Origin of the sequence: Actinomadura sp. WMMA1423 (assembly GCF_006547145.1) — a bacterium.
GTDB lineage: Bacteria > Actinomycetota > Actinomycetes > Streptosporangiales > Streptosporangiaceae > Spirillospora.
Genome location: NZ_CP041244.1, coordinates 4147707 through 4173084 on the forward strand (window position 1 = coordinate 4147707; position 25378 = coordinate 4173084).

Here is a 25378-nt window from a genome sequence, read left to right on the forward strand (position 1 = left end):
CAGAGGTCGGTACGCCTACGTCAGTATGCAGGGGCCGGGAGTAGGCGTGCACAACACCCAGGATTTCTTCCTCGAGCGCCGGAAGAAACGGTGGCGTGTGCTCGCCCTAGGCGAAACAAGCCACGGCCGCTTCACCGCCGCCAGCCTCACCGCCGAAGGACTCGATGCGAGAATGCTGGCGAGATTGTTTCCTGAGGCGGCCATCCACGTCCCGCCGTCTGAGTCTCCCAATACAGCAGTCCCGACGAGGCGATTCTGAGCCAACCCCGTATTCCGCCCTTGTCGCTGCCGAAACCTCGTCCGCGCAGGTCAAGCGGCACGTTCGTACTCGTTGAGGGTTCCGCCACGACGTTGCGTTCTTCGGACGTTCAAGTTGAGGGATCTCCTCCAGTTCGGTGATCGATGGAGGCGGTGGCTCAACGGGCGGGCGTTGGCGATGCCTGGTGAGGCCGATGCTGGTTGTAGAAAGTCTCGAACTCGCGGAGGGCCTGGAGCAGGAGCCGCTGGTTTCAGATCAGGGTGCAGTCGAGGAGCTCACGGCGGCAATCAGGATTTACAGTTCCATCACCGCGTTTATCCTCGGCATCGGCACCCCGGTGAGCACCGCCTGGATGCCGGCATCGGTTAGGACGGCGTCGAACAGCTCAGTGACCTTGCCATCGCGGTCGCGGATTAAAAATTGTGCCGGGCAGCCGGCGTCCTCAAGGTCCATGACTAGGTTCAGGACCGCCTGGGTCATCCACGCAGCGTCCGGGTGAGCGCTGGCGCCCAGAACCCGGATGCGGCGGCTGTGCTGCAACGAGTTGGCCGGACGGCCGATCATCTCTGTCCCGCCTCCGGGCCATTCTGGCCACGCTGTGCGGCATTATCCGCAGACAGAGGGCATCTCCTGTCCCGAGGTGTACCGCCGCCACTCGGCCGAGGTGAGCGAACGGCCGGCGATCCGACACATCGTCGCACCGAGGTCTGCGGTCGGTGTGACGTCCCAGAAGCGAACCGTGCCGTCTCTGCTGCCGCTGGCCAGGAGCTTGCCGTCGTGTCGGAACGCAAGGGACATGACGTCACCGGTGTGTCCGGTGAGCGGCGGGCCGATCGGCTGCCGAGTACTGACGTCCCACAGGCGCACGGTTCGGTCGGCGCCCGCCGTTGCCAGTGTCCTGCCATCCGGGCTGAAGGCAAGGGCGAAGACCGCACTGGTGTGTCCCTTGAGCGGGGTGCCGATCGCCAGATGTGTATCAGCGTTCCAGAACCGGGGGGTCGGATCATACCCACCGCTGGCCAGCGTCGGCCCTTGCGGAGCCCAGGCGAGCGAGGCGACGGATTCGGTGTGGCCTGTCTTGATGGTGGCGATGACCTTACGACGGTCCAGGTCCCAGAGCCGGACGGTGAGGTGGGCGGTGTCCGCCGTGGCCAGAAGTCGACCGTCTGGGCTGATGGCGATGTCATTGACATTCGAGACGTCGTCTGGAATCTGTGCGAGCTGTCGCAGCGATTCGGTTTCCCAAATACGAACAGGACCGTTGTTATCGATGGTGATTAGGCGACGCCCATCGGGAGCGAAGACCAGGCTCCAGAGGTTGAGTGGCTCGCCGTTCTCCTGGAAAGGTCTCGGCGCCGGAGGGCTGGCATGCAAGTCCCAGATCAGGGAGGGGTCGATGAGTCCGCCGTTGACCGCGGCAAGATATCGCCCGTCGGGACTGTACGCCACGTCACGGACAATGATTCTGGAGCCGTCGCCTCTGTCGACAACGGTGAGGGGATCGCCGCGTTGTGTGCGGCTGTCCATATCCCACATCCGCACATCGGCTCCGCCGGTGGCGAGAGTGTGACCGTCCGGGCTAAAGGCCAGTCGTTCCACGCCTCCCGGAACATCCGGGGGTGAGGCCGCTCCGCCACTGATCTGGCCGGCGGCCAAGTCCTTTCCTGACGCGACGACAAGCGGGGGGAGGGATGGGCGGTAAGTTGCGATGTCCCACAAACGGACTGTGCTGTCGACGCTCGTGGTGGCGAGCGTGTTGCCATCAGGACTAAACGAGATTCCGTGCACATCGCCGTCATGGCCGGACAGGGGCGATCCGATGGGTTGACGACCCTCGATGTCCCACAGCCGAATCGCGTTGTCACTGCTGTAGGCGAGGATCCGACCATCGGGGCTGAAAGCCGGGGTCGTTCCCGTAGGAGTTCCTGGCAGCGGTCGACGGGAGGCCACGTCCCAAAGTCTGATGCGGCCCCGGCCGTCCGAAGTAGCCAGCATGGAGCCGCTGGCGCTCAGGTCCATTCCGGTGAGGGCTACGTCCTCTGGCCGGGCTCCCCGAGAAGCCACGATCGTGCCCGCAGGTTTGCCCGAAAGGGTCCAGAACCGCACGATGCCGTCCGCGCCCGCAGTGATCAGCCGATCACCGCTTCTACTGAAGGCCACCGACGAAGTCCCTTCGCCGGCGCGGACCGGCGCGATGACCTCACGGCCCGTTGCGGCATCCCACACATGGACACCGAGCCCCGCGCCCGCCACAAGGCGGCCATCGGGGCTGAAAGCGACATCATCGATACTCCCCGAAGGAATCTTCAACACTTGCTGACGTTTAGTTGTCAGGTCGACTAGTACGACGGCGTTGAACTTGCATGCTGCCGCGATCTGTCGGCCGTCAGGACTGAAGGCGACATTCCAGACTGTGTCCTGGCCTGTCTGCAACTGCGTTATAAATTTGTGAGCACGCACATCCCAGAGGCGAACGGATTCATCGTTGTTACCTCCCCCCGTCGCGAGTATCTTTCCGTCCGGGCTGAAGGCTCCACCGTGCGTGGTGCCGGTTGCGTCCGTGAGCGTGGCGCGGTTCGGGCTGTGCTCCACCGCTAGCATGCTGTAACGGGCTTCAGGAGTATTCGAGGTCTTCCACGCCGCCGCCGCCAGTAGCGCGGCCATCGTGGGTTCCGACTCCAGTTGGGTCTGGCTCTGAACGGCCAGCCGTCGAGAAAGGTCGTCGCGCTCGTTCTGGGTCGCGGCGTTTCCCTGCGTCAGTGCGACGACGCCAAGGCTAACTAGCAGAGCAGTCACCGTGGCGAATGCCGCTCCGTACCGCCTCCTGCGCTTCCTGCGCGCGGTGCGGCCAGCATTGAGGAACTCGCGCTCGCGTGGCCCCACATCCACGGAATACTGTCGCATCCGCGCCAACTGTTGAGTGAGAGCAGAACCATGTGGCAAATGTCCCGGGCGGCAGTTATTTTGTGTCCACGCCGCGACCATCCTGCGTAGGTCATCGCGCCAGGCGAGCAGATCGCGGTTGGCCGCCAAATGCTCGGCAAGGGCGCCCCATTGCTCGATCAGCGCGTCATGCGCAAGCTCGACAGAGGCATCACCCGACGCAGTGCCGCGCAAGACAAGTAGTCGGTGTCCCGCCAACGCATCGACCGCGCCCCATACTTGCGGATCGACCTCCTCGCGCGCCACGATCCGCCGCGCAAAGCCGCCGCCCTCCAACGGAACAACGAGGTGAAGGAACAGGCGTCGTGCTGCCTCCTGGACATCGGACCCTACTTCATGCCACACCCGCTCCAGGTGCGTCGACAGAGGGCCGGCGCCCTGGTTCAACTCTTGGTAGACGACATGTCTCAGCAGTCCGTCCGGCTCTTGGCGACCCCACAACTCCGTTAGCACAACCTGCAACGTCGGCAGCGAGTAAGGCTGGACATGGATCTCATCCATAATGAGATCCACCAACCCTTCCTCGAACCGAACGAAGCGGGTGCGGCGCACAGGACCTTCAATGGCCGCACGCAACTGTTCCTCGCTCATGGGCCCGAGGAGAAGCTCTGCCGGCGGCGCTGCGTTGAACGGCGCAAGCCTAAGGAGTTCAGCGCGCTTGTCTTCCCGCATAACGATGACGACTCGCACAAGTGGTCCCCCGCTCCCACGGCGGATCGAAGGGAGTCGCCCGAGTTCGGCCACCAAGTCCTGCAACGAATCATCTTGCCGATCACGCAGGACTTCCTCAAACTGATCGACGACAAGGACGACCCGGTCGTTGCCAAGAAGTTCAGCGAGTCTCCTTGCAGCATCGGTTGATCCAGCAGCCTTGAACTCGTCTGTGAGCGCCTTTTCCGCGGCCGTGCGTTCGTCTCCCGAGGCCGGATGCTCTCGCTCGGCTACCGCGGCAGCGATAGAGCTCCATAGGGAATCGCGCGTCAGCCGGACCGGAAGCACGCCGCAGCCGTGCTCTTGGAGCGTCGGAATGACTGCCGCTTTGATAAGTGAGGTCTTTCCTGCTCCCGAGGCACCGGTGACCAGCATATGGTCGTTGCCCAGGATCTTGTCGACTGTCTGGGCAGCCTGCTCCTCTCGGCCGAAGAACAGGTCCCGGTCAGCGGGTTCGAAAGGAGCCAGCATCCGGAAGGGGCACGCCGGCAGCATGGCAGAATGGAGGTCGGGCCATGCTCGGAGTACGACCTCCGTACTGGTGGCATAGGCCAACCACATGTTCTGAGGTAGATAGGCTTGTGTGACGAGACCAACGACTTGACCATTCTGCCTGTCCATGACGGGTGAGCCGCTAAACCCGCGTCGGACGCGAAGGCCGCCCGTCTGCTCGTGCAGACCTAATTGGAGCCAGCCTGGCCGTGCTTCACCCACTATCGTTCCCGGCACCCAGGTGGGTGCGCGCTCACTGTCGGGATCTTGGTATCCGTAGGCCAACACTTCGTGCTCGCGGACGCCCCCACCATGTGCCATGGGGTGCGGCCGCACACCGTCGGGGACCTGGTCATCCAGATCGAGACCCGCTACGTCACCGCTGCCATCCTCGGCCATGGGGCACCACGCCGCAACGGCCGCGGTCAGGATCCGCCCAGGCGCGCAGAATGGAAAGTCCAGTCGCACCCGCCTGCGTTTAGGCGGCGTCACCAGAGTTGCTGCCTCATCCATCGATTCGGCGACGACGTGAGCACAGGTGACTACCCGGCCTGCAGCAACCAAGAGCCCGAAACCGACATGCCTGTTCTCCTGATCGAGGATCCTGGCCAAGGCGCGGGCAATTGGCGTATCGGGGGACCCGCTGCCCACTTCGGTCCTCTCCGGCGAGGTGTCACTGGTCAAGATCATCACCACCGCTCAGCCCGTCATCGTCGTCGCTCTCCGGGGGCTGAGCAGCAGACACCCCCCGCGTCCATTCAGGAATGAACTTGAGATAAGCTTCCCCCGCCGCTTCCGCAATCACGATTCCCGACTTCGCGGAGAACTTGAGCCCGAACTCCACAGCCACTCGATCCGGTTGACGTCGATACCGCCGCGTCTGTTCGAAGATCTCCTCGGTGAAGAGCCGCACACGACCCAACGCCGCGGTGAAACTCTCGGGGAGAGTCTCGATGACGTCGCGGCCGCGCCCGACCGGAGAGAGACCGGCCTCCTCGTCGGTCATCTCGATGAGCATGCGCTCACCGTCCCTGAGCGGAATCTCGAGGAAATGGGGCACCGAGCGGCTCCTCAACGATCGGCTCTCCGGCCAAAACTGCAGGTCGAGCCACGGAGCCGCAACGATAGCCAGCATCGCGAACCGGCTGCAGCTAATCGATAGCTCCAAGGCAACAGCCGTTCTGCTCGTAGATTGGAAGTTAGTGCAAGCAATCTGGACATACTTTAAAGCTCCGCAGTCCTTACTTGATATCCTCCAAGCAGCAGCATGTGAATCGAAGTCGACACCCCGAAGACCGGTAGCGGTCATCGGTTAAGAGGACCACTCCTGGCCGTGGCCACGAAGCCGGATGCGCCAGTGGCAGTCGATCAAGAACTGTCCGCCCGCCACACCAACGACCAGCCCACATCTGGGACACCCGTGTGCCTTTTCAGCGTGCTGTGGTCTCGCGGAGTTGCAGGGTGTGGATGGCTTTGGCGAGGCGACCGGCGCGGTGGGGGCAGCAGCGCACTTCCGCAGGATTCGCCGTGACTTGAGCTGCGCGTTCGCGCGTTCGCCGCGGCCGCGGAGCCTGGCGTGTGCTCGGTTGGCGTCCTTTTGCGGCTCGGGCTTGTCGCGTCCCTTGTAGGGCGTGAGGAGGTGCGCGCCGGCACCCTGGTAGGCCTGATGAGCAGGTAGGCCTGGCCCGGCCGGGGTCGACGGCGGAGACCTTGTGAGTAGCCGGCGTCAGGAGCGCTGCGACAAGACCGGTCGGCCCGTTCCGGCCCTGGTGTCGCCCGCCAGCGTCATGGGACCGCCCTGAGGGTTTTCTGCCACGAGCATGGGACCACCCGGTTGCCGGTGATGGGACCACTCGGTGTATTGCGCCGGTGGTTTTGATCAAGGTCGGTTACCGATCTCTCCAGGTCAGTCGAGCTGGGGGTTCGGGGGATGGCGTTCCGGGAGGTTGCCGTGGGTGAAGTGCGTGAGGTGCTGCGTGTCTGGCTGTCGGAGGCCGGGGTGCGCAGGGTCGCCGAGCGGGCGGGTGTGGATCGTAAGACCGCCCGTCGGTATGTCGAGGCGGCACAGGCGGCGGGGCTGGCCCGCGACGTGGTGCCGGTCAGCTGACCGATGAGCTGATCGGGCAGGTCGTGGAGACGGTGCGGCCGGCTCATGCCGGTGGGCACGGCGCGTCGTGGGAGGCGCTGGAGGCCGAGCACGCCCGGGTCCAGGAGTGGGTGCGCAAGGATCGGCTGTCGGTGACCAAGATCGCTGTGCTGCTGGAGCGGCGTGGGGTCGTGGTGCCGTATCGGACGCTGCACCGGTTCTGTGTCGAGCGATGCGGGTTCGGGCGCACCGCCGCGACGGTGCGGGTCGCCGATGGTGAGCCCGGCGCCGAGCTGCAGATCGATTTCGCCCAGATAGGGCCGCTGCGTAACCCGGGTATGGGGCGGCGCCGGGGCGCCGCGCCGCTCGCGAAGGAGGAACTGCGCGGTCTGCGCGACCGTCCACACCGCCACGCTCGGACGCTCCCCTCCGCCGCCATTGCTCGACCCGACTCGCAATCCACACCACCGCACGCGGCCGCCGCGCCGATGGAAGCACCACCAGCAACGCCGGATTCTCCTCGATCAACCCCGCCCGCAGCGCGGCATTCGACGTCGCCCGAATCCGGTGCAGCGTCGCCGCCGTAACCGGCCGTCCCCTCTCTTTGTGGTCGTGCGCGATCGTGGCCAACATCCGCTGCACATGCCCGACCGACACCTCCGCCACCAGCAGATCACCCAGCAATGGCTCCTGATAACACTCCACGTGATCGGTGTACCGGCCACCGTCGATGCCGCCGCCGTCAACGGACAAGCCGTCGGCTCACGCAACCGCCGCTGCTCCTCCTCAACCGCCTTCCGGGTGGGGGAACCCGCCCCTGCCAGACCCGCCGACGGATCCGCCCGGAACGCTGCCCAGTTCCAGCCGCAGATACCAGCTCCCATGGCTCCGCCCCGTCGCCAGCCCGGGGCATGTGCCCCCACCGCCGACCCAAAGCCGGATCTTCACACGCCACACCGGCGGCACACGCCACCGGCACCCCTGAACACGTCCCATCCGACCATCGTGCGCTCCACCGGATCACCCAGGCGAGGCACACCACCTCGACCAAGCCAGACGTCACCAATGCCACCCGCCACGTCCATTCCTGAACGACACCCTTGAACCTCGTTTAGAAACCGGGACGGCTCACCGAGTTCGCGGGACCGCGCGTCGGATACTGGATGGCGTGGGCTATGTGGAGACCAATGTGAGGATTCTGCCTTGCGTGCTGGACGCTCTGCAGGTGATCGTGGCCAGGAGGGGGGCGTCGCGTGATGGGACGCTCCGTCAACTCCTCGGCGAGCACGTGGAACGGCAGGAGTCCCTGGATCCAGATGAGCGGCTCACCCACGTCTCGACCGTACTGCGCTATCCACGGCCTCCCTTGGGGCGCAGAGCGCCAAGGCCGGATCGGCCGCTGCGGCTGCGGCTGCCGTCTGATCTTGTGCCGCGGGCCCGCGCGGTCTCCCTGCATCTTCCGGGTCAGTCACCTCGCGCCCACCGTGACTATCAGAGCCGGTCGCTGACCGACGCGGTGGTGACGGCGATCGCCTTCGAGGAGCGGTTCAGTGACGAGTTCCTCGATGGTCTGCGGCCAATGTTGCGGCACGGTTCGGCCCGCGGGTTGTGGCACCTGGCCGCCGCGGCGACGAGCACTGCACCGGAGGTGGCCGTACTCACTGAAGCCGAAGCCCTACGGGCAGAGGGGCCCGGGAGCCCTCCCCGAAACCCCCGAGAGTTGCGGCTGCTGCTGATTGCGGAGGAACTGGAAGAACAGGTGGCCTGGCACGCCCCGATGCGCTTCCAGGTGGCCGCCAATCTCGCCCGGCACCTGCTGACGGGCCCACCTGCTGACCAGAACGAGCAGATGCTGTACCGGCAGGGACAGGAGTGGGAGCGGCACCTGGTCGACCTGCGTGACGGAGGGAAAGCCCGGGACCGGGCCCTGGCCGGGGTGCCGAAGAAGGGGGGGCTGGGTCGCGGCGCTACCGCGGTATGGCGGGCGGAGCGCCGCGTCGAGAGTCAGGACTTCACCGACTGGCTGATCGAGCCGCACCATCAGTTTGAGCGGAAGATTCGGCCACCGGGATGGACGGTACGGCTGCCGGCGCACTGGCACGGCCGCAGCGTCGCGGCCCAGACCGCGCCGGTGCCCGATCCGTACGCGGACTGGCTGGCCGAAGAACGGGTCCTTGCCTTCCCCCATCAGGAACAGCATGTGGTGTGGCCGCTGGTTCCCGCCCCGGGCATTGCGGGATGCGCTCCGTTCCCCGAGTTCGAGCCGGTCGTCCGCGCCGCCTCCACCATCCGCGCGGACCAGATCGTGGCCTTTATCGAAGCCATCCTGATCGACTGGCACGGTGAAGACGATCCCGCCGAGACCGGAGACGATCTATCCTGGCCCTCCGAGATTGGAGGGGAACACTCTGAGGTCGATATGAGGCTCCGTCTCCCGGTCGACAAGGCCCACGAGTATGGGTTCATCGACCTCGAGGAGAAACGGCGCGCGATGGACGACGCCCGCGCGGCAACCCTGCGCTCGATGACCGAGATCATCGACTCGATCCCCAGCTCTGAACCCGAGGTGAGGCGCGCCCTGCAAGAGGCGTACGGTGACTCGCGTCAGTTCGGGCGCATCGCCCAGAAGGCCAGAACCTACTGGGGTGTCCGCATACGCTTCACCGTCACCCGGGCGTGGTGGCATTGGCCGGGCGGCTCGGTCGCTGGCGCCGCGGCGGCGGGACGCCGCCCCGATCTCGTTGAGTGCCTCGCCGGTTGGGCGTTCCGGCAGAGTTCCTTGATCTTGGAGTTCGTCATGCAGCGCGCGTGGGATGACGCTTTCGACCGCTACAAAGACGGCCGGGTGTGACATCCACCGTTAACCCTTCGTTCGTTCTTTTCGCTGGACTGGATCTAAGCTCGCGCGGGAACGCCCGGGCACCTGAGATCCGCGTACGAGCTCGTACGCCCGGCAGAGGAGTTCGCATGCAGACCAGAACCCGGATGGCCGCCTCATTGACCCAGGTCGGCATAGGCGGTTTGGTCGCCGAGTTGGCCGGGGCACCTTGGTGGCTCATCGTGGGAGCCTATGGCTGCATTGCTATGGGCCTCATCGTCATGCTGGTCCAGACCATCTTCCCGCAGGAGTCTGTCGACCGGCTGGAGTGGTGGCGTGACCGCCGCCGCCACCAGCGCCTGGCCGCCAACAAGAACGCCGACAGCGCGAAGGCACCTCGGCCTGCCCTGCGTCGTGAAAGCCCAGACCACGCAGACCCGCACCGCCGCGGCCGAAGCCGCCCGTGAGGCCTCCGAAGCTCGCGAGCAGACCGCTTTGGCCGACGCCGACGCCGCCCACGCCGCCGAACAGGCCACCGAGCGCGGCGCCGGCGCCACTGACCTTGACCGACACGCCGGGGAGACCGCCGCCGCACCGGATCGCCCGCACCAGGGCTAAGCAGGAGACCTCGGTGACCGTCCAGGCACGCGAGAAGGCGCATCGACCATGACGCCGCTCGTACAGCTCAGGCGAGGCCACCGTCGAGCAAGCCACGCGATCCCTACAGCCATGGCGGCTCCTTGTCGGCTCGGCGGTTCTGAAACGAATCGGCATGCAGCGACACTGGGCGGCAGGGAAATCGGGCGGAACACGGACGGCTCGGCATACAATGACACTCTGAGAACCGCTCCGATACGACAGTTTCGGACTTTTAATCCGTAGGTTGTGGGTTCGAGTCCCACGCGACCCACCAACCCTGACCAGGGGAAACGCGAGGACGCCCCGGTTTGTCCGCCGCCCGATTCGCCCCACTCCGTCCCCCTGCCGGCTCGAGGACGGCTCGGCGGCCCGCTCCGGGCCCCGCACCCACCCTGATAGCGCCCCGAAGCCGGGTACTCTCCGCCCGCCTAAGCCGGTCATGTCGCCCACAGAACTGGCGCCCAGAGCTGCGGGAACGGTCAGCAGCACACTTTTAGGCCGTGAGTCCGCAGGCTCGCATTTTGACACTGGCGGCGCCATCGAGCACTCCCCATCAAGCCGGTCGTGAAGAGCAGTCATGATCAAGAGTGCGACACGGGCCGCCTACGCTCGTGGCCTCCGAGATCGCGACTGCTGGGCGCGTCGTACCTGTAGGTTCACACAGCTGGTGTTGAGGCGGAATCGGGCCATCTGCGCACTGACCTGGTACTTGGCGGCGATGTGGTCGGCGGACGCGTTAGCGAAGGCTTCGCGGAGGAGGATCTGGCGTGGGAGGAGGAGGCAGCCTGCCAGCCAGTTGGCTTCTTCCTCCTGGTCAGGGTCACAGGTGAAGAAGACGTTCCCCCCGATGGTCTGCAGTTCCCTGACATCGTGGCGCAGCAGGATGTGGGCGATCTCGTGGGCGATGTCGCTGTTCGTTCGTGCCGGGTCGTTGAGCGGGTTGCAGACGATAACTACGCGATCGTCGGGGAGGTGAAACGAAGCGGCGGAGAAGGCGCCGTCTTGTTCGGCGATGAGCTCTTGGAGCTTTCGGATGTCGATGAGCTGGTCCGCAGGAACAACCTCGATGTTGAGGTGGTGGGCCAGTACACGGACATCGACGGGCGTGGTGGGCGTGAGGCCCATGTCGCTTCTGGTCCTGTCAGCCAAACGTTCGGCCTCGGCCTTGAAGCCCCGGCGCACCGCTATGTCCCCCGTCCTGGACGTGGAGAGTCTGATGCTGCATCTCCGACAGGATTTCTCCGAGGAGTTTCGCGGCTCGGGGGGTGAAGGTCTTGGCCGCGCGGAGGTGCACGGTCACCTCCGCGTCCTTCTTCGCCAGCGTCCCGTAGAGCTCGCGGACGACCTCAGCGATCGACTCAGCCGCAGAAGGCGTGAGGTTGGGGTCTTGCGCGAGCCTGGTTGCAATAACCTCAGGGGTGGTCTCCACCCGGAACATCGTGGGTTGGAAGAACCGTTCTGCCGGCAGGCCGAGCCAGAGGACGAGTCGCCGGAAGTTGGCCAGGTCAGGTAGATGCCCTTTCTCCACGCGCGCGAGGGTGTTGAAGGGTACGCCCGATTGCTCTGCGGCGGAGCGCAGACTGAGGCCGAGCTGTTCGCGATGAGACTTCACCAGGACCTGCAACTGGTCGATGTCGACCGGATCATCCAGTGTTCCCTTCCTCCTCTCGCGAACGGTTCTTGATCGTCGGGGCACCGTAGCGCACCAGGGCCCGCGAAGATCCGCCGAGGTGACGCAACCTAGTTGTACCTCGTTTAGTACATGCCTTAGGGTCAGATACAAGGTGACAGGTGAGGCTGAGGTGAAGGGGACGTTCGGAGCGGGACAACCAGGACCACCGCATCTGGTGCTTGAACAACAGCCGCATGGACTCTCACCTGCATGGACGACGTTCTCGGCATCCGCAAGACCAGAATCTGCTGATGGACCTGGACGAGAGCGCTCAACGCTTCCGCTTCCTTGTACGCGACCGGGACGCCACGTTCACCGATGCCTTCAACGCGGTCTTCGGAGCGGCCAGCATCATCGTACTGCGGACACCGCCGCAAAGCCGACGAGCAAAACGCCTTCGCCGAGCGGTGGCGTCCGCCGCGAGTGCACCGACCGGCTACTGACCTTCTCCCGACGCCATCTGAAAGCCGTGCTCAGGATCTACACCGATCATTTCAATGGTCACCGTCCGCCTCGTTCCCTGGGGCAACGACCGCATACTTCCCCGGCCCGAACCGATTCCCATCAGCAGCAACGCTGCCATCCGCCGGGGGCACACCTCCTCAGCGGTGTGATCAACGAATACCGCAACACGCCGCATAGCGATCACCACGTCTGAAGCGACACCGAGCCCCAGGTCAAAGCCAGAATCCGGATATTGAAACCCCACAGGCCCGGACAGCAAGGCGGCCATCACGCTCAAGCCACTCAACGGCAGACGACGGATCAGCCACACCCCGCCGCCCAGGGCACCTGGAGCATTCCGCGCCAGATGCGCCGCCCCTTGGGCGTCGAACTACTCGCCGCCTGCCAGAAAGTCGGCACCGAATCCGACACCAATGAGTCTTTTTCAGCGGCAGTTCGGTGTGCGCTGGTCAAAGCATGATCGCGGGCGGCGCGGGCGGCGCCGGACGTCAAGAAACCCCTGGTAGGACGGTTGGTCTCTCACAACGTCCCGTCGCCACCAGAGGCTTCACACGCTTTTGTACCGTGCTTCGCTGCCATTGTGGCGCCGGACCCTGGCCTACGCCACCGGTGTCGTCCGCCGCCACCGCCGGGCCATCGGCAGCATAGGACGGTGCCTTCCCCCGGGCATGCAGGCTCTGATGACCCTGGTCTACCTGCGCAAGGGCGAGACCTACGCCTCGAGACCGTCGACCTGCTCGCCGCCCAATCGCCCAAACTCGGCGCGGCGCTGGCCAAAGCGGTCAAAGCCGGGCTGCCCTACCTGGTGCCGGACGGCACCCTGGTCTCGATCGACCGGGTCACCGCCGACCGGCCCTACTACTCGGGAAAGCATCGCCGCCGCGGCATGAACCTCCAGGTCATCGCTGCTCCGGACGGGACCCTGCTGTGGGTGTCGGGACCGCTGCCAGTCTCGGTCCACGACCTGACCGCGGCCCGAATCTGGGGCGTCATCCGGGCACTGGCCGCTACCGAGCTGCTCGTGCTGGCCGACAAGGCCTACCAGGGCGCCGGCCCGCACATCCTCACGCCCTACAAGGGACGCGACAAGCCCGAGCCCCAGAAGGACGCCAACCGTGCACAAGCCAAGCTCCGCGGACCCGGCGAACGAGCCAACCCCCAACTCAAGTCCTGGAAGATCCTGCGGAAGCTGCGCTGCTGCCCCCACCGCACCGGCCGCCTCGCCAAGGCCATCCACACCCTGCAGCTCCGCGAGACCCCCCTCACGCTGAAAAAGGCTCAATGATGCAAATGTGAAAATTGAGGTAATCGGTGCTCAAGTAATGCATAGATCACGAGGCAGCCTTCTCATACACCCCCTGCATGGGCGTGGCCAGTGTCGGCCGACCCGAGTCACGTCCGAACCCACCAACTTGCGCCGCAAGCTGCAGGTCAGGCCGCGTGACCCAATAATCGAGCGCCGCACCGTGCGATGGCTTGGGCTACTTTCCGGGCAGCTTCGTCAAGAAGAAGCACACGCCTTGGCCCTCCACGGAGATACTAGGGCGGGTTGCCGATGCAACCAGTGGACTGAGTTGGTCGCCCCTACGGGGCGCGACTCCGATAAGGGGGACATCTTGGAGACGGCATCCCTGATCATTGCTGCCGTGGGCCTACCACTCGCGCTGATCAGTACCGTCTTTGCGGTCCGAGCAACACGGGGTAACAAAATTGCGAAGAGTCAGCAGAGCTTCCGTGAGGGCCGGGTAACCCTATGGGAGCAGCGCCCTACCCTGAACGCCATTGCATATAGACTTCACCGTTCGGGGCCCATGCGGCACGAATTCATCCCTGGCACAAGGCTACTCAGGGCAGCGACGCACCTTGACCGGCTGGTGCCGCTCACCAATGTGCGCGTACTGTACACTAGCGCGACGTCTGGATCTTTCCTCGACAAGCACCTAAAACGAGACGTCCTTCCGTTGAATTCCGCTGGGCTCAAGTACCCCACGTACGCGGCAGCCATGGAGGAGCTGGCACGGCCGAGTCTCTTCTTTGATGGTCGGATCTATCGGCTCACAGACGTCAACCAAGCCGATCTCGAATTCCCTACCCTCATGTTCTCCGACGGAACATACTTCCAAGCAATTCACTGGGCAGAAAGTGTCTGTCACGAACTCGCAACACTTCCGCAGGATCTGCGTTCACGCAACCCGCGGGAACTGGTGAAGTTGCTACCGATTCGCTCAGCTGTGTCCTCGCGCCTATTCGATGCCCAATCTCGCGTACTGTCGCTTGCGATCAACACCATCACTCTCATCAGACGTGCTGACGGAAAACTGGAATTCATCCTGCATAAGCGCGATAACAGAGCGACCGCCACCTTTGCCGGACATTACATGGTATCCCCGATTGGCATCTTCCAGCCCGCCACCCAGTCGCCGTACTCCGCCGCTCGGGACTGCAACCTATGGCTGAACATTATGAGAGAGTTTAGCGAAGAGATTCTCGGTCATCCCGAGGCGGACGGATCCAGCGGAGTAACGATCAACTATGAGTTGGATTCGCCGTATGTGCAGCTCGAGCGGGCGCGACAGAATGGCCAGCTACGAATCCACTACATGGGCTTGGGCATGGATCCAATGGAATTGTCTCCGCAGATGTTGACTGCCATGGTCATCGACCAGTCGGTGTTCGACGATGCAGGGTGGTCTGTGGTGGAACGAAACACGGAAGGACTGCTGGTAGGCCACTCTAAATCCGTATTTGGTCTGCAATTCACACGTTTCGAAGAGCAACACATCAATGATTTGGTTACGTTAAACAGCCTAAGCGCGGCTAGTCAAGCTTGTATAACCCTAGCTTGGCGTCATCGCGAGAGTCTACTGGCTCCAACGATCGGAGACTTCCTATGAGTTCGGTCGTCATGATTCACGGGCGCTTCCAGCCGTTTCATCTAGGACACTATGAGTACGCTCTCGCTGCTCTCGCCCTCGAGCCAAAGCTATTACTGATCGGCATTACAAATCCGTGGCCAGACAGCGCGCGCCCTGACGCCTCTGATTCGCACAGGCACCTCCCACAGGCGAATCCATATTCATACGTGGATCGCGCCCGCATGGTCCAAAGATCCCTTACTTCGGCAAGAAATCACATCCGAACTACAGACGTTCTGATCGTTCCGTTTGATATTCATAACGAGGCATCTTGGTCATTCATACCGCAAGTTACAGTGCAGTTAATGAATTTGCTTGACCCTTGGGATGAAGTGAAGGAAAGGGCCTTCTTGGCTTACGGGTTTGCTGTGCGGCGGGTGCAGATGCATCGCCGAGCGTCGGGGGAGGCGGTGAGGGCCTTGATCGAGTCGGGACAGGATGTTGCGTCATTAGTTCCGCAAGGCACCAGATCGGTTCTTGAGGAGGTGCATCGTTCCTGATAAATCACTCCTCCCGAGCAGCGTTAGATCGAAACGTTTCCCCGAGGCATGCATAAAGAGTGTTTCAAGCACGCATACATCCAGTGTCCTGAGTCAATTGCTCATTGTTAGTCGGTACATTATGGGGATGCCGAGCCCGAAGCTTGATCCGGTGGTGTTGTCCGACGAGAAGCGGTCGGTGCTTAACCTGAATCCGCCCGAGAACGCCCTCGTGTTCGCGGTCGATGAGAACAGCCAAGATGCAGGCGATCACACCGACCACCCCGGCCCGGATGACCCACGACTACGTCCGGGACGGCACCACCAGCCTGTTCGCCGCCCTGGACCTGGGCTCGGGATCGATGATCGCCCAGCACTACCGGCGCCACCGCCACCAGGCGTTCCTGCGGTGCCTCAAGCTCATCGACACCGCAGTCCCCAAGGATCTGGCCCTGCACCCGGTGCTGGACAATTACGCCACCCACAAGACCGAGCAGTCAATAAATGGCTGCTTCGCCACCCGCCGATTCCACCTGGACTTCAACCCCATCAGCGCGTCCTGGCTCAACCTGGTCGAGCCCTGGTTCACCGAGCTCACCAACCACAAACTCCGCCCTTCCGCCCTCCACAGCTTCATCGAGCTGAAACGCGACGTCCGCGGCTGGGTCAACGAGTGGATCACCGACCCCAAGTCGTTCCTATGGACCAAGACCGCCGACGAGATCCTCAACATCCGCGCCGAATACTGCCAACGAATTATCGACTCACGACACTAGCGGCAGCAGCAGGTTTAAGCCATCCCGATCCGCGCAACTACGCCAGGAGATGATTGTGATACCCCTTGAGGCAGGACGGGCACCTGTCGACCTCTATGGCTGGAAGGCGCACATGCTCGCGGAAGCAACAGCGCTAGAAGGAGTGCAGGTTCCTGTAGCTTCCGTTCTCGCTGTCGATGATGCGATCCCTAGCCCCACGGCCTTGAGGGATTTATTGGCTCAGCACCAAGTTATAAATGCGGGTTGCCGAAGGAACCTGGTGGCGATTCGCAGTAGCGGTCTTACTGAGGGCAGCCCAAGCCTTGCAGCATCCGGCGCGAATCTCAGCGTCTTGGGGGACCTTGATCTCAAAGAAATCCGCCAAGCAATACGAAGCGTCAGGGAAGGTTCTAAAACGGGACGCACAGGAGTCATAGTGCAGGTCCTGGCCACCCCGCTTCTCGCTGGAGTTGCCACGACTGCCGATCCTATCTCCTTCAAGAAGGGCCGCATTCTGGTCGATTTCGTGAGGAACAAGCTGGCAGACGGGTTGCTGTCAGGAAAAGAGCCTGGCGAGCGACTCATTTTCGAAGGGACATCCTCAGTCGACGGGGACCAAGATGCACCAATTGGTCCAGCAGCCCGTGACTCTCTCCTCGGAATGCTGACGAGCCTCGAAAAGCACTTCAACCAGCCCCTTGAGGTCGAATGGGTACTAGCGGCTGACGGAAAGATGATGACAGTCCAGGTTCGTCCGCTGGTTCTGCCTGCTCCCGGCGCGTATACGTTGAATGAGTTAAAAGATTTCGCAATACTTCCGGACATTACCAAGGGGCATAGCAAGATCGAACTGCGGCGCCGAGCTGCGGAAATTGGCGTGCGGATGTCGCCGGCGCGAGTCGACGTCGCAACCGATTCCGGAGTCACCGTGGAGTCGAAGGATGACGCGCCTCCCTCCTCATGGTCTGCGGGACTGAGTGTGGTCCTTCTGTATCCGCCACGTGTCGACAGTCAGATTGTGCGCAAGTTCAGCCCGTCGTCGAACTATGACGTCGAACTCCTCATCAAAGAGTGTCAACGGTATGCGATCAGGAGCTACCCAACTCACCACGACGTCGGTGCCACAAGGAGACAGGTCCTGCGGCAGGGATTGACAGACTATTGGGTATCCAGCGCCATAACTCAGGAAGTCCTTGACGCAACTGCAACCGGCATAGTAAAACGAATCAGTTCCGGGTTTCTAGTGGAATTGGCAGTGGGTCATTTTGTGCCCAAAGGGTCGGTTCGAACGAGTTCGTATCTGCTAGATAAGAGGATGCGCGTCACTGGACGTCTACTGAATGACCAGGAGCGTGCGTTCAGGTTCTTAGATGGTCATGTAGTTGAGGAGTCTCCCCTTGCCGAGGCGTTCAGCCCTAGCGACGATGTTCTGACGGAGTTAGTTGCTTATCTGTCTCCCCTGTTGACGGAAGATTCGATATCACTCGAGTTCGGGCTACTGTTTGAGGGTGACATGTTTGTGTCCTACCTCATCGACGTCGCCGAGTTCGCTGGTGACATTGTCTCCGACTCGGACATCACGACGGGTGTGCTGTCCAGAGGCCGCGCTAGCGGTCGCGTTGTTGTTCTCAATGAGGACGATAACGCGATGCTACGTGGTCACCTTCATGACCTCGACAGGTCGAATGGAGCGGTTCGAGATACGGTCTTTGTGGCTAAACGCGCCTCGATCGACCTTTTCTCGCTAATCAATTCTCTAACCGCAGAAAGCAACTGCGGCTTTGCGTTCTCAGATGCGACCTTCCTTGGACACCCGGCCGTCATATTACGTGAACGCGGAGTGCCTGCACTAGTACTACCGGATGCGCATGTGACGCTTCGGGCTGGTATAAAGGTCAACCTAGATACCGCGACCAGCGGATTGAACCGAGAGCAGAGGATCACCGAAGGCTGACAGTCAACTGCCCCACGATAGATCATCCGCTAGACCCGGGACGACCCGGACGACATCAAGGAGACTGTCGCTGTTAACGCAAGTCGTAGCGCGTTCGCGCGCCTCCTCCGACGCGTTGATGGCAACTGAAAAGGCCGCGAAATCGAATGCTGGAAGGTCAGATCTAGAATCTCCTACATAAAATACTTGGGACCTTTCTACCTGGTATCTGTCGGCGGCCGAAGCGAGAAATTCGACTTTGTCGTACTCGGAAACGTGCTTGCGAACCCGTCCGGTCGCGGTGCCCTCGGAGCCGAACTCAAGCTCTATGCCCGAGTAAGCATCGAATCCGTACCTCTTCGCGAACCACTGAGATGCAAACTCGAAGGTGATTGTCGCGATGGCTGAGCGTATGTCCGCACGTCTCATTAGCCCGATGGCTCGCTCAATGTCCCGTAGACGTGGAATGCCGTTCAGTAGTTGCATGAGTTGTCGCCTAGTCAGGCCTTGGAACATCTTCGCCGCTTCGTTGGATACCTCCTCGTTAGTCATTTTAAATGATTCGTAGCCGCAGACTAGTTCTTCCACGAGATCGAACTGACCAAGCCTCTGTCCGACATGCAGAAGAACGGTCGAACCATGGACAAGCGTCCCGTCAAGGTCGAACCCTCCTAAGCCCCAGTTAGGGTTCTTCGAGGAGCGATGGGCGATCATGGCAGGTACGTCCAATTCACTATAATGTCCAGTAAATCTTGGGCAGGGTGCTTCAGTTGCACGCTTATGCGCAGTAGTACTCTGCCCCCGTCCCCCTGCTCGATAGTTGCGCTTGCCGTGCTTCCGCCGGGAGCATCACGTAGAAAGACGAGGCCGTTGGACTGCCGGCCGCGGTAGAGAGATCCGTTGGGGACAGTGACCACGGACGTAGCTACCTGCTCCCCTCGCGGGATCTTCACGCTTGCGGCGCCACTAACTACGAGCGCCCTGCGAATCTCTGTCACGGCGTCACGAGTCTGCCGCAGTGAGTTCGCTTGTGACAGTGTGTCCCGAATGTCAATATACACTTTGCCAGCGGCTCCGAGACCTGAGAGGGCAAGAGCGATGAGTCCGAGCCCAGCGTATCTCTGCAGCAGTTCATTGACTGCAGAGACACCGGTGGTCAGTCGCCACTTCCGGGGAGAGCTGGCCTGCGGGAACGGGTCGATCTTATCGTCCAGGATCCTCGTCCAGGTTAGTCCAAAGTGAACACCCTGCTGGCCGACGCGACTCGTGTCCAGGGAAGCGTTAGCCGTTCTATCCAAGAAGAGTCTAGCGATCTCCATTCCTAAGTACAGCCGAAGCGGCCTCTGGCTAGTGTTGATTAGGTGTAGTTTTACAAGTCCGTCCCAGCCGGAGTCAAGGTATGATGTGGCGGTCACTAACCCGTTGTTGTAGGTAGAAACGCGACCAACGATGAGCCCAATGACATCAGGAGGTAGACGTAGTTGTTCGTTCGTAAAGACGACTACTGACTGAGATGGCATAAGGTCCCAGCCTTTGTCACGACAACTCTGTAGATCGATGATGCGTTCGTGACCCCCGAATCTTAGACGACGGGGGACACGCGTTCCTCGAGAGACCGGTCTCACGAGAGCGCCAAGAGTTAAGGCCAACCGGCTTCGAACTAGATGATCTTCGAAGAATTCTTCCGCCGCCTGGTCTGTACATGCTTGTTGAATCCGAGTCGCTCGCGCAAAAGTTCCGTGTTCGCTCGGGAGGAATGAGTAACTCAGTCCGACCGACCGGTCTTTGATAGCTTTGTGAATGTCCAGATCTGAAAGCAATGTTACCCTTCCATGATGTGACCGCGCTTACGCTTTGCCTCCAGATGACGCAAGGCACCTGTGGGCGGAGCGTCTGGTGTGCATGGCACCAGCGACGTGACGTTGATCCCCACGGCCTGCAGTGAGGCACGCTTCTCAGGGTTGTTAGAAAAGAGCCGTACGGAGAGGACACCGAGTCCGGCTAACATCTGTGGGATGCGCGAATAGTCGGTGATGTCCTTGGGTAGGCCGAGGGCCTCTATCGCGGAGAATGTGTCGAGACCACGGTTCTTCAGCTTCATGGCTCGTACCTTGGTGGCCAAGCCGTGGCCTCGGCCTTCTTGATCTAGGTAAATGACTAGACCGCATCCGATGCTCTGGAGCCTCTTCAGGGTTGAGCGCATCTGTGCCGCGCAGTCGCAGTCGTAGGCGTCGAACGCTGTTGATGTCGTGCACCTCGAAGTCAATCTACAAAGGACGTCTGAGCGGCCCCGGACTTCGCCCTTGACCAGTACAAGATCCACGCGTCCTCGCTGGTCGGGTGTTGTCACGTTCAGGTGAAAGGATCCATAACTTTGCGTTTGGTACACGGCGGAGGCTTCGAAAATGTTCACCGCAGCTCACTCTCGTGCAGCAGGCAGTCGTTACCCTTAAGGAATCTGTGTGATTTCCCGCCCAGTGCTGTGCCGCTCGAAAACTCGGTTTGATTCTGCGACCTGAGGTTTCGCTGCGGAATCAGTGTCCTGGCTCGAGCCTCTTTCGAGCTGTCCGGGCTTTCATCCGCAAGCAGACGGACGAACTTGTACACGCACTCATCACCGAGATACACGGCATTGGCGAAATTCCCGCTCGCCTGCGTCGGCCTTTCCGTTTGCAGTTCGCTGGCTACCACCATCACGATGGATTCAAGATGTCCGGTGCTAGAATCAAGTCGCTCTTTCGGCATTAGTTCTACGCGCCTTCGATGGTGTTCGACCTTCCTACGAAGTAGTGATCACGACGTGACCATCGCCTGTGGCCACGCGGCCGACTATGGATGCTTGCGTCAGACCAGCGTCCAGCAGTCGCGAGATCACGTTTCTTGCGTCGCGCTCAGGCAAGGCCACGAGAAGGCCACCGTTCGTCTGAGGGTCAAAAATGAGCGAAAGCTTGCCAGAGGCGGATGAGATTTCCTCGGATATTGTCAGCGTGTTCGCAGAGTGGCGACGATTGGCCTCCGTCAGTGAGGTAACAATTCCTTCTTCTGCGTAGCGGACGGCAGTCGGGAGTACCGGAACCCTGTCTATGTCCAAATGGACTGATACGGCAGAAGCGCGGGCCATGTCGGAGATTTGGATTGCGAGGCCGAAACCGGTAACGTCTGTTGCAGCGTGCACGTCGTATTCGCGCAAGATTTCGGCTGCGGTGCGATTGGTCACCTTGAGGTGCTGCCAGAGCTCGTCTGCGCACGCGTCGAATGGATCGTTCCTCAGAGCACTCAGCAACACGCCGAAGCCCAATGGCCGGGTGAGGAGAATTACGTCCTCGGGTTGTGCTCCAGCCTTGCGCCAGATACGGTCCAATAGAGTCGATCCGTGGACCGAGAGGCCGAAGAACGGCGTTTCAGATTTGATGGAATGACCGCCAACGAGGGTCACGCAATCGTCTGACAGACAGGCCAAGGCCCCGTCGATCACAGCTCGAGCCACCGATGTGCCCAGCGCGGCGGGCATCCCGAGGACGCTGAGCGCGAACTGCGGGACCCCACCCATGGCGAAGACATCGCTCAGGGCGTTAGCGGCCGCTACCCAGCCCCAGTCGAACGCGTCTCCGGTCGGTGGCGGAATGACGTCTACGGTGACTACCGACCCCAGGTTTTCGTTAATCTTCAGGACTGCGGCGTCGTCACGATCGGCGAGCCCGACGACGGGGACCGGCCCCCGGGCGGGTTTTTCAGAGCCAGCCAGAATGACGTCGAGGCTCTGAGCGTCTATCTTGCCAGCGCACCCGCCAGACGAAACGTAGTCCGCGAGGGCCCACCGCCGTGACTCAGGAGACGCTGCCATGAGAGTTACCATAGCATATTCTAAAACGTTTCTACATTCGAAGAACGACTATCAGTCCATCGCATTAGGTGGTGACCATTATGCAGGATCTGTCGGCGCCGAAGACGCAGGCCATAGCCGTTGAACTGCGGTTTGATCGTGAACATTCAGGTCGTTCGCGGAGGATGATAGGTTCTGGGTGGTGTGACGGTCCGTCATGTCGATCAGTTTTTGATCCGTAGGTTGTGGGTTCGAGTCCACGTGACCAACCACTCCTGACTAGGGATAACACGGCTTCGATAGCCGGCCGGTGATCATGCCTGGGGCCGGGAGGAGGCCCTCCTGGAGACCGGGATGCAGGCGCAGAGACCTACAAAGAGGCTCTCCCCCAGGCCGCCGTTCGGGCATGCTGGATCGCGCACCGACCGGTCGTCAAGCGCGGAAGCGGTATGCGGTTTCACCGACGGCCGAATTCTGGCTCTGGCACACGTTCCGTGAAGCGGAGTGTGTCAGTCGGCTAGGAGGACGCGTTTGCGCAGGAGGTCGAGGTTGGCGCGGCCGTACATCTGTCTCTTGATCATTTTGATGCGGTTGCCGTGGCCTTCGACGGGGCCGGAAACTTTAGGGCAGGGTGAGCCCGGTGGTGACGGCGTCTTGGTCGCGCCGCAGCCCGGTGACGAGGGAGTGCAGTTCGCGCAGGTCGTCACCGGCAGCGGTGCTCATCCAGGTCTCGTGCCGCCGTCCTTGGCGATGGACCATCATCTCGGCGAACTCGCGGACTCGGATCACCGCCGGATACCTCTCGCCCCACTCGGCCTCGAACTCGGCGAACCGCTGCTGGGCGGCTGACTCGGTCGGGGCGGTGTAGATCTGCCGCAGGTCGCGGGTGAGCCGGCTCCAGTGCGCCTTGGACGCGTACCGCAGCGAGGAGCGGACCAGGTGCACCACGCACTGCTGGACGGTGGCCTGCGGCCAGATCTCCTCGATCGCCTCCGGCAGGCCCTTGAGTCCATCGCAGCAGGCGATGCACACATCCCGCACGCCGCGGTTGCGGAGTTCGGCCAGCACGGTCATCCAGTGCTTGGCGCCCTCACCACCGGTGCCCACCCATAGGCCCAGCACGTCCCGCTCGCCGTGGCAGTTGATGCCCAGCGCCACGTAGATCGGACGGTTGGCCACCTGGCCTTCGCGGATCTTCACATACAGCGCGTCGATCAGCACCACCGGATACACCCCGTCCAGCGGCCGTGCCCGCCAGGCCTCCATCTCGGCCACGACCTTGTCGGTGACCCGCGAGATCAGGTCGCGCGAGACCTCGACCTGGTAGATCTCGGCCAGGTGCGCACGGATCTCCCCGGTGGTCAGGCCCTTGGCATACAGCGAGATGATCGCCTCGTCGAACCCCTCGATCCGGCGGGCGTGCTTGGGCACGATCTGCGGCTCGAACTCCCCCGACCGGTCCCGCGGCACATCGATCCGCACCGGCCCGACCTCGGTCGACACCGTCTTGGCCGAACTGCCGTTGCGGTGATTACCGGACCGAGCGGCCGGACGTTCGCCCCGCTCATAGCCCAGATGCTCGACCATCTCGGCCTCCAGCGCGGCCTGCAGCACCGTCTTGGTGATCCCGGCCAGCAGCCCGTCCGGCCCGACCAGCGACACCCCCTGCGCCATTGCCTTCTCGACCAGCTCGGCCGCGAGCTGCACATCCAACCCGCCCCGCGGCTCGTCCTCATCGTGATTGGTCACAGATGATCCTTCCCGGCCGGGGCATCGCCCCCAGCCTTCCGGATCACCACCCCACCCACACGATCTTTAGGACAGTCCCCCGTCGGCTGATCCCCGGGTCAGCCGGCAGAATCGCTGCAAGCTGACCGACGCGCTCGAGGCGCCCGTCCTCGGTGACGCACCTGAGCATGCGTGTCTTACCCCGTCAGTGCGGTATGAGGCTCCTGCGCAACTCGCCCAGCAGAGCGGAGACGGTGACCGGAATATCGACTCCGTCGAGTGCATGGGTAATCGGCGGCGGCCACCTCAAGGTGTCTATCGGGCCGTTCATCTGTTCCAGGATGTTTACGCAGAGGTTCAACTCGTCGGGAACCCCGCGCTGCAGAGCCGTCTGCATTCGGGTTAGCGCTCGGTCGACTTCCGCCCAGTGCGCCAGTTGCATGCGCCAGTCATCGACCTCGCTGAGTATCTCGGCGGCCGCGTCGATGGTCTCATTTGACAGGGGGCCGGTTCGGTGAACGGTGAGGGGAACCGCATGCTCTGGGAGCCCTGCGAAGTCAGGATCGGCACGTGGAGATGGTCGATCTGGGGCGTACCCGGTGATCGTTAGCGTATCGGTGCTGTGGTCGGCCACTGCGAGCCGGTCACTGACCTTGTCGCGAGCTGGGCCGAGATCACGTTGTCTCGCTTGCACTACTCGGCTTCGGCCCCGGTTTTGCAGATAATCCAAACCTTCGGCCAGCAGCCGCAGCAGTTCCAGAGAACTTGGACAAGTGAGCCGGGCAGCAGTGAGCAACCCTTCTCGCAATGTCACTCTCTGGCGCGAAAAAGAGAAACGATCAAAATCTTGTTCGTATCTTAAGATCTCTTCTGTCAAGATCTGCCGCCAAGCGCGCAAGATAAGCAGATCGGTGGTATCCGCGTATGGTGAGCGATCTAACGGTGCTAGTTCGATTAGGCCCTGGACATCGCCTTCGTTCACCAAGAGCCTGGCGAGTGCGATCAGGCTAGTCTGCCGCTCGCCGAGCTGGGGACCTTCTGCCTCGTTCAAGGCTCGACGGACACGGTTGGCGACTATTTCGGCGTGCCTGACGGCGCCGAGCGCCATATAGCCTCGCAATGCCTCGCCGACGAGGTCGCTGCCCATGACCACTGCGGTCAATCTCGGGGTCGGGCTGGCCATTGGGCGTATGGTCGCGCTAGCGCGGTTCCCACGGGGCAACGCGATCATCTGGGGGGCGGTCCCGTCACATCCGAATTGCAGCACGTGTGCCTGATCCGGGAGTCTACTGAATCGGAAATGAACCCCCGGCCCAGGCAGCATCTCCCGCTGCGCTCTCCACGGCACGACCCTCCAGGCATCTCCCTCCAGGCGCCAGAGCCTGGCCCATGAGGAGGCATACATATCGGCACCAAAGTTCCCCCAGACCTGGGGTTGTTGCGCTTCATCCAGGCGGATCTCGTAGCGATGCTCCAGCCCGGACACGCGTATAGCCTCCGTAAGAACGGCGCCAGAGGGGAGGAGTACCCGCACACCGCACAGCCCAGGCTCCATATCGACTCGAAACGGGCTCCAAACCTCCACCATCAGGCTAATTACTTGATCCGAGCTCGGATAAAGTTCTACGACGACAGGCATGCCCGGCTCACAGATGGTCCC

23 protein-coding genes and 2 pseudogenes are annotated in these 25378 nt (G+C 62.2%); 11 read left to right on the plus strand and 14 right to left on the minus strand.

Annotated features, from left to right (window positions below; genetic code table 11):
• The first annotated feature begins 46 nt into the window (after positions 1-46).
• On the plus strand, positions 47-259 hold the full coding sequence (locus FKD65_RS19145) for a hypothetical protein (protein WP_141578799.1): 213 nt from the start codon (positions 47-49) through the stop codon (positions 257-259).
• A 294-nt stretch (positions 260-553) separates the two neighbouring features.
• Here FKD65_RS19145 and FKD65_RS44975 read toward each other — a convergent pair whose 3' ends face one another.
• The 4 genes and pseudogenes from FKD65_RS44975 to FKD65_RS19165 form a co-directional block, all read right to left on the minus strand.
• The gene (locus tag FKD65_RS44975) at positions 554-823 is read right to left on the minus strand and encodes a hypothetical protein (protein ID WP_205718711.1); all 270 of its coding nucleotides are present in this window, start codon (positions 821-823) and stop codon (positions 554-556) included.
• Positions 824-865: 42 nt separating this feature from the next.
• The gene (locus FKD65_RS19155) at positions 866-5089 is read right to left on the minus strand and encodes a trypsin-like peptidase domain-containing protein (protein WP_168221102.1); all 4224 of its coding nucleotides are present in this window, start codon (positions 5087-5089) and stop codon (positions 866-868) included.
• Complete coding sequence (locus FKD65_RS19160) at positions 5079-5465, minus strand: CU044_2847 family protein (protein ID WP_141578801.1); 387 nt, start codon at positions 5463-5465, stop codon at positions 5079-5081. The genes FKD65_RS19155 and FKD65_RS19160 overlap by 11 nt, the downstream gene beginning before the upstream one ends.
• Before the next feature lie 370 nt (positions 5466-5835).
• Positions 5836-6047: pseudogene (locus tag FKD65_RS19165) on the minus strand (IS5/IS1182 family transposase); the annotation flags it as partial.
• Positions 6048-6356: 309 nt separating this feature from the next.
• On the opposite strand from FKD65_RS19165, the gene FKD65_RS44325 reads away from it, so the two are divergent.
• The 4 genes from FKD65_RS44325 (at position 6357) to FKD65_RS19180 (ending at position 9776) form a co-directional block, all read left to right on the plus strand.
• Positions 6357-6512 carry a hypothetical protein gene (locus tag FKD65_RS44325; RefSeq protein WP_168221103.1) on the plus strand — a complete coding sequence of 52 codons (156 nt, stop codon included), beginning with the start codon at positions 6357-6359 and terminating at the stop codon, positions 6510-6512.
• Between the two features lie 23 nt (positions 6513-6535).
• Positions 6536-7078 carry a hypothetical protein gene (locus FKD65_RS19170; RefSeq protein WP_141578802.1) on the plus strand — a complete coding sequence of 181 codons (543 nt, stop codon included), beginning with the start codon at positions 6536-6538 and terminating at the stop codon, positions 7076-7078.
• A gap of 581 nt (positions 7079-7659) precedes the next feature.
• Complete coding sequence (locus tag FKD65_RS19175; protein WP_141578803.1) at positions 7660-9342, plus strand: hypothetical protein; 1683 nt, start codon at positions 7660-7662, stop codon at positions 9340-9342.
• A gap of 116 nt (positions 9343-9458) precedes the next feature.
• On the plus strand, positions 9459-9776 hold the full coding sequence (locus FKD65_RS19180) for a hypothetical protein (protein ID WP_141578804.1): 318 nt from the start codon (positions 9459-9461) through the stop codon (positions 9774-9776).
• A gap of 775 nt (positions 9777-10551) precedes the next feature.
• Here the strand turns inward: FKD65_RS19180 and FKD65_RS19185 are convergent.
• Positions 10552-11130: an ImmA/IrrE family metallo-endopeptidase gene (locus FKD65_RS19185; protein WP_141578805.1), complete on the minus strand. Its 579-nt coding sequence runs from the start codon at positions 11128-11130 to the stop codon at positions 10552-10554.
• Positions 11090-11572, minus strand: a complete 483-nt coding sequence (locus FKD65_RS19190; RefSeq protein ID WP_205718712.1) for a helix-turn-helix transcriptional regulator — start codon at positions 11570-11572, stop codon at positions 11090-11092. Before FKD65_RS19190 ends, FKD65_RS19185 begins: the two co-directional genes overlap by 41 nt.
• Positions 11573-11871: 299 nt before the next feature.
• Here FKD65_RS19190 and FKD65_RS44980 point away from each other — a divergent pair, with 299 nt between their 5' ends.
• Positions 11872-12063, plus strand: a complete 192-nt coding sequence (locus tag FKD65_RS44980; RefSeq protein WP_205718713.1) for a hypothetical protein — start codon at positions 11872-11874, stop codon at positions 12061-12063.
• Here FKD65_RS44980 and FKD65_RS44985 read toward each other — a convergent pair.
• A complete protein-coding gene (locus tag FKD65_RS44985) occupies positions 12057-12353 on the minus strand; it encodes a hypothetical protein (RefSeq protein ID WP_205718714.1) in 297 nt (98 codons plus the stop codon). The two genes, FKD65_RS44980 and FKD65_RS44985, sit on opposite strands and share 7 nt — an antisense overlap.
• A 289-nt stretch (positions 12354-12642) precedes the next feature.
• Here FKD65_RS44985 and FKD65_RS19200 point away from each other — a divergent pair.
• The 5 genes and pseudogenes from FKD65_RS19200 to FKD65_RS19220 all read left to right on the plus strand — a co-directional run bounded on the left by FKD65_RS19200 (position 12643) and on the right by FKD65_RS19220 (position 18188).
• A pseudogene (locus FKD65_RS19200) lies at positions 12643-13370 on the plus strand (transposase family protein).
• A gap of 718 nt (positions 13371-14088) precedes the next feature.
• Complete coding sequence (locus FKD65_RS19205; RefSeq protein WP_141578807.1) at positions 14089-14979, plus strand: hypothetical protein; 891 nt, start codon at positions 14089-14091, stop codon at positions 14977-14979.
• Between the two features lie 11 nt (positions 14980-14990).
• Entirely contained in the window at positions 14991-15500 is a 510-nt protein-coding gene (locus FKD65_RS46630) for an adenylyltransferase/cytidyltransferase family protein (protein ID WP_368367274.1), read from the plus strand.
• 239 nt (positions 15501-15739) lie between these two features.
• Positions 15740-16255: a transposase gene (locus FKD65_RS19215; protein WP_168221105.1), complete on the plus strand. Its 516-nt coding sequence runs from the start codon at positions 15740-15742 to the stop codon at positions 16253-16255.
• Positions 16256-16514: 259 nt separating this feature from the next.
• Complete coding sequence (locus tag FKD65_RS19220) at positions 16515-18188, plus strand: hypothetical protein (RefSeq protein WP_141578810.1); 1674 nt, start codon at positions 16515-16517, stop codon at positions 18186-18188.
• A 3-nt stretch (positions 18189-18191) separates the two neighbouring features.
• Here the strand turns inward: FKD65_RS19220 and FKD65_RS19225 are convergent, their stop codons facing one another.
• The 7 genes from FKD65_RS19225 to FKD65_RS19260 form a co-directional block, all read right to left on the minus strand.
• On the minus strand, positions 18192-18896 hold the full coding sequence (locus tag FKD65_RS19225) for an HAD family phosphatase (protein ID WP_141578811.1): 705 nt from the start codon (positions 18894-18896) through the stop codon (positions 18192-18194).
• Positions 18878-19687: a hypothetical protein gene (locus tag FKD65_RS46635; RefSeq protein WP_141578812.1), complete on the minus strand. Its 810-nt coding sequence runs from the start codon at positions 19685-19687 to the stop codon at positions 18878-18880. Before FKD65_RS46635 ends, FKD65_RS19225 begins: the two co-directional genes overlap by 19 nt.
• A 302-nt stretch (positions 19688-19989) precedes the next feature.
• A complete protein-coding gene (locus tag FKD65_RS19235) occupies positions 19990-20580 on the minus strand; it encodes a hypothetical protein (RefSeq protein ID WP_141578813.1) in 591 nt (196 codons plus the stop codon).
• Positions 20577-20912, minus strand: coding sequence for a hypothetical protein (locus FKD65_RS19240; RefSeq protein WP_141578814.1), 336 nt, complete (start codon positions 20910-20912; stop codon positions 20577-20579). The genes FKD65_RS19235 and FKD65_RS19240 overlap by 4 nt, the downstream gene beginning before the upstream one ends.
• A 34-nt stretch (positions 20913-20946) precedes the next feature.
• On the minus strand, positions 20947-22011 hold the full coding sequence (gene selD / locus FKD65_RS19245) for a selenide, water dikinase SelD (RefSeq protein ID WP_168221106.1): 1065 nt from the start codon (positions 22009-22011) through the stop codon (positions 20947-20949).
• 600 nt (positions 22012-22611) lie between these two features.
• On the minus strand, positions 22612-23739 hold the full coding sequence (locus tag FKD65_RS19255) for an IS256 family transposase (RefSeq protein WP_141578816.1): 1128 nt from the start codon (positions 23737-23739) through the stop codon (positions 22612-22614).
• Between the two features lie 184 nt (positions 23740-23923).
• Positions 23924-24901: a CATRA system-associated protein gene (locus tag FKD65_RS19260; protein ID WP_141578817.1), complete on the minus strand. Its 978-nt coding sequence runs from the start codon at positions 24899-24901 to the stop codon at positions 23924-23926.
• Positions 24902-25378: the final 477 nt, after the last annotated feature.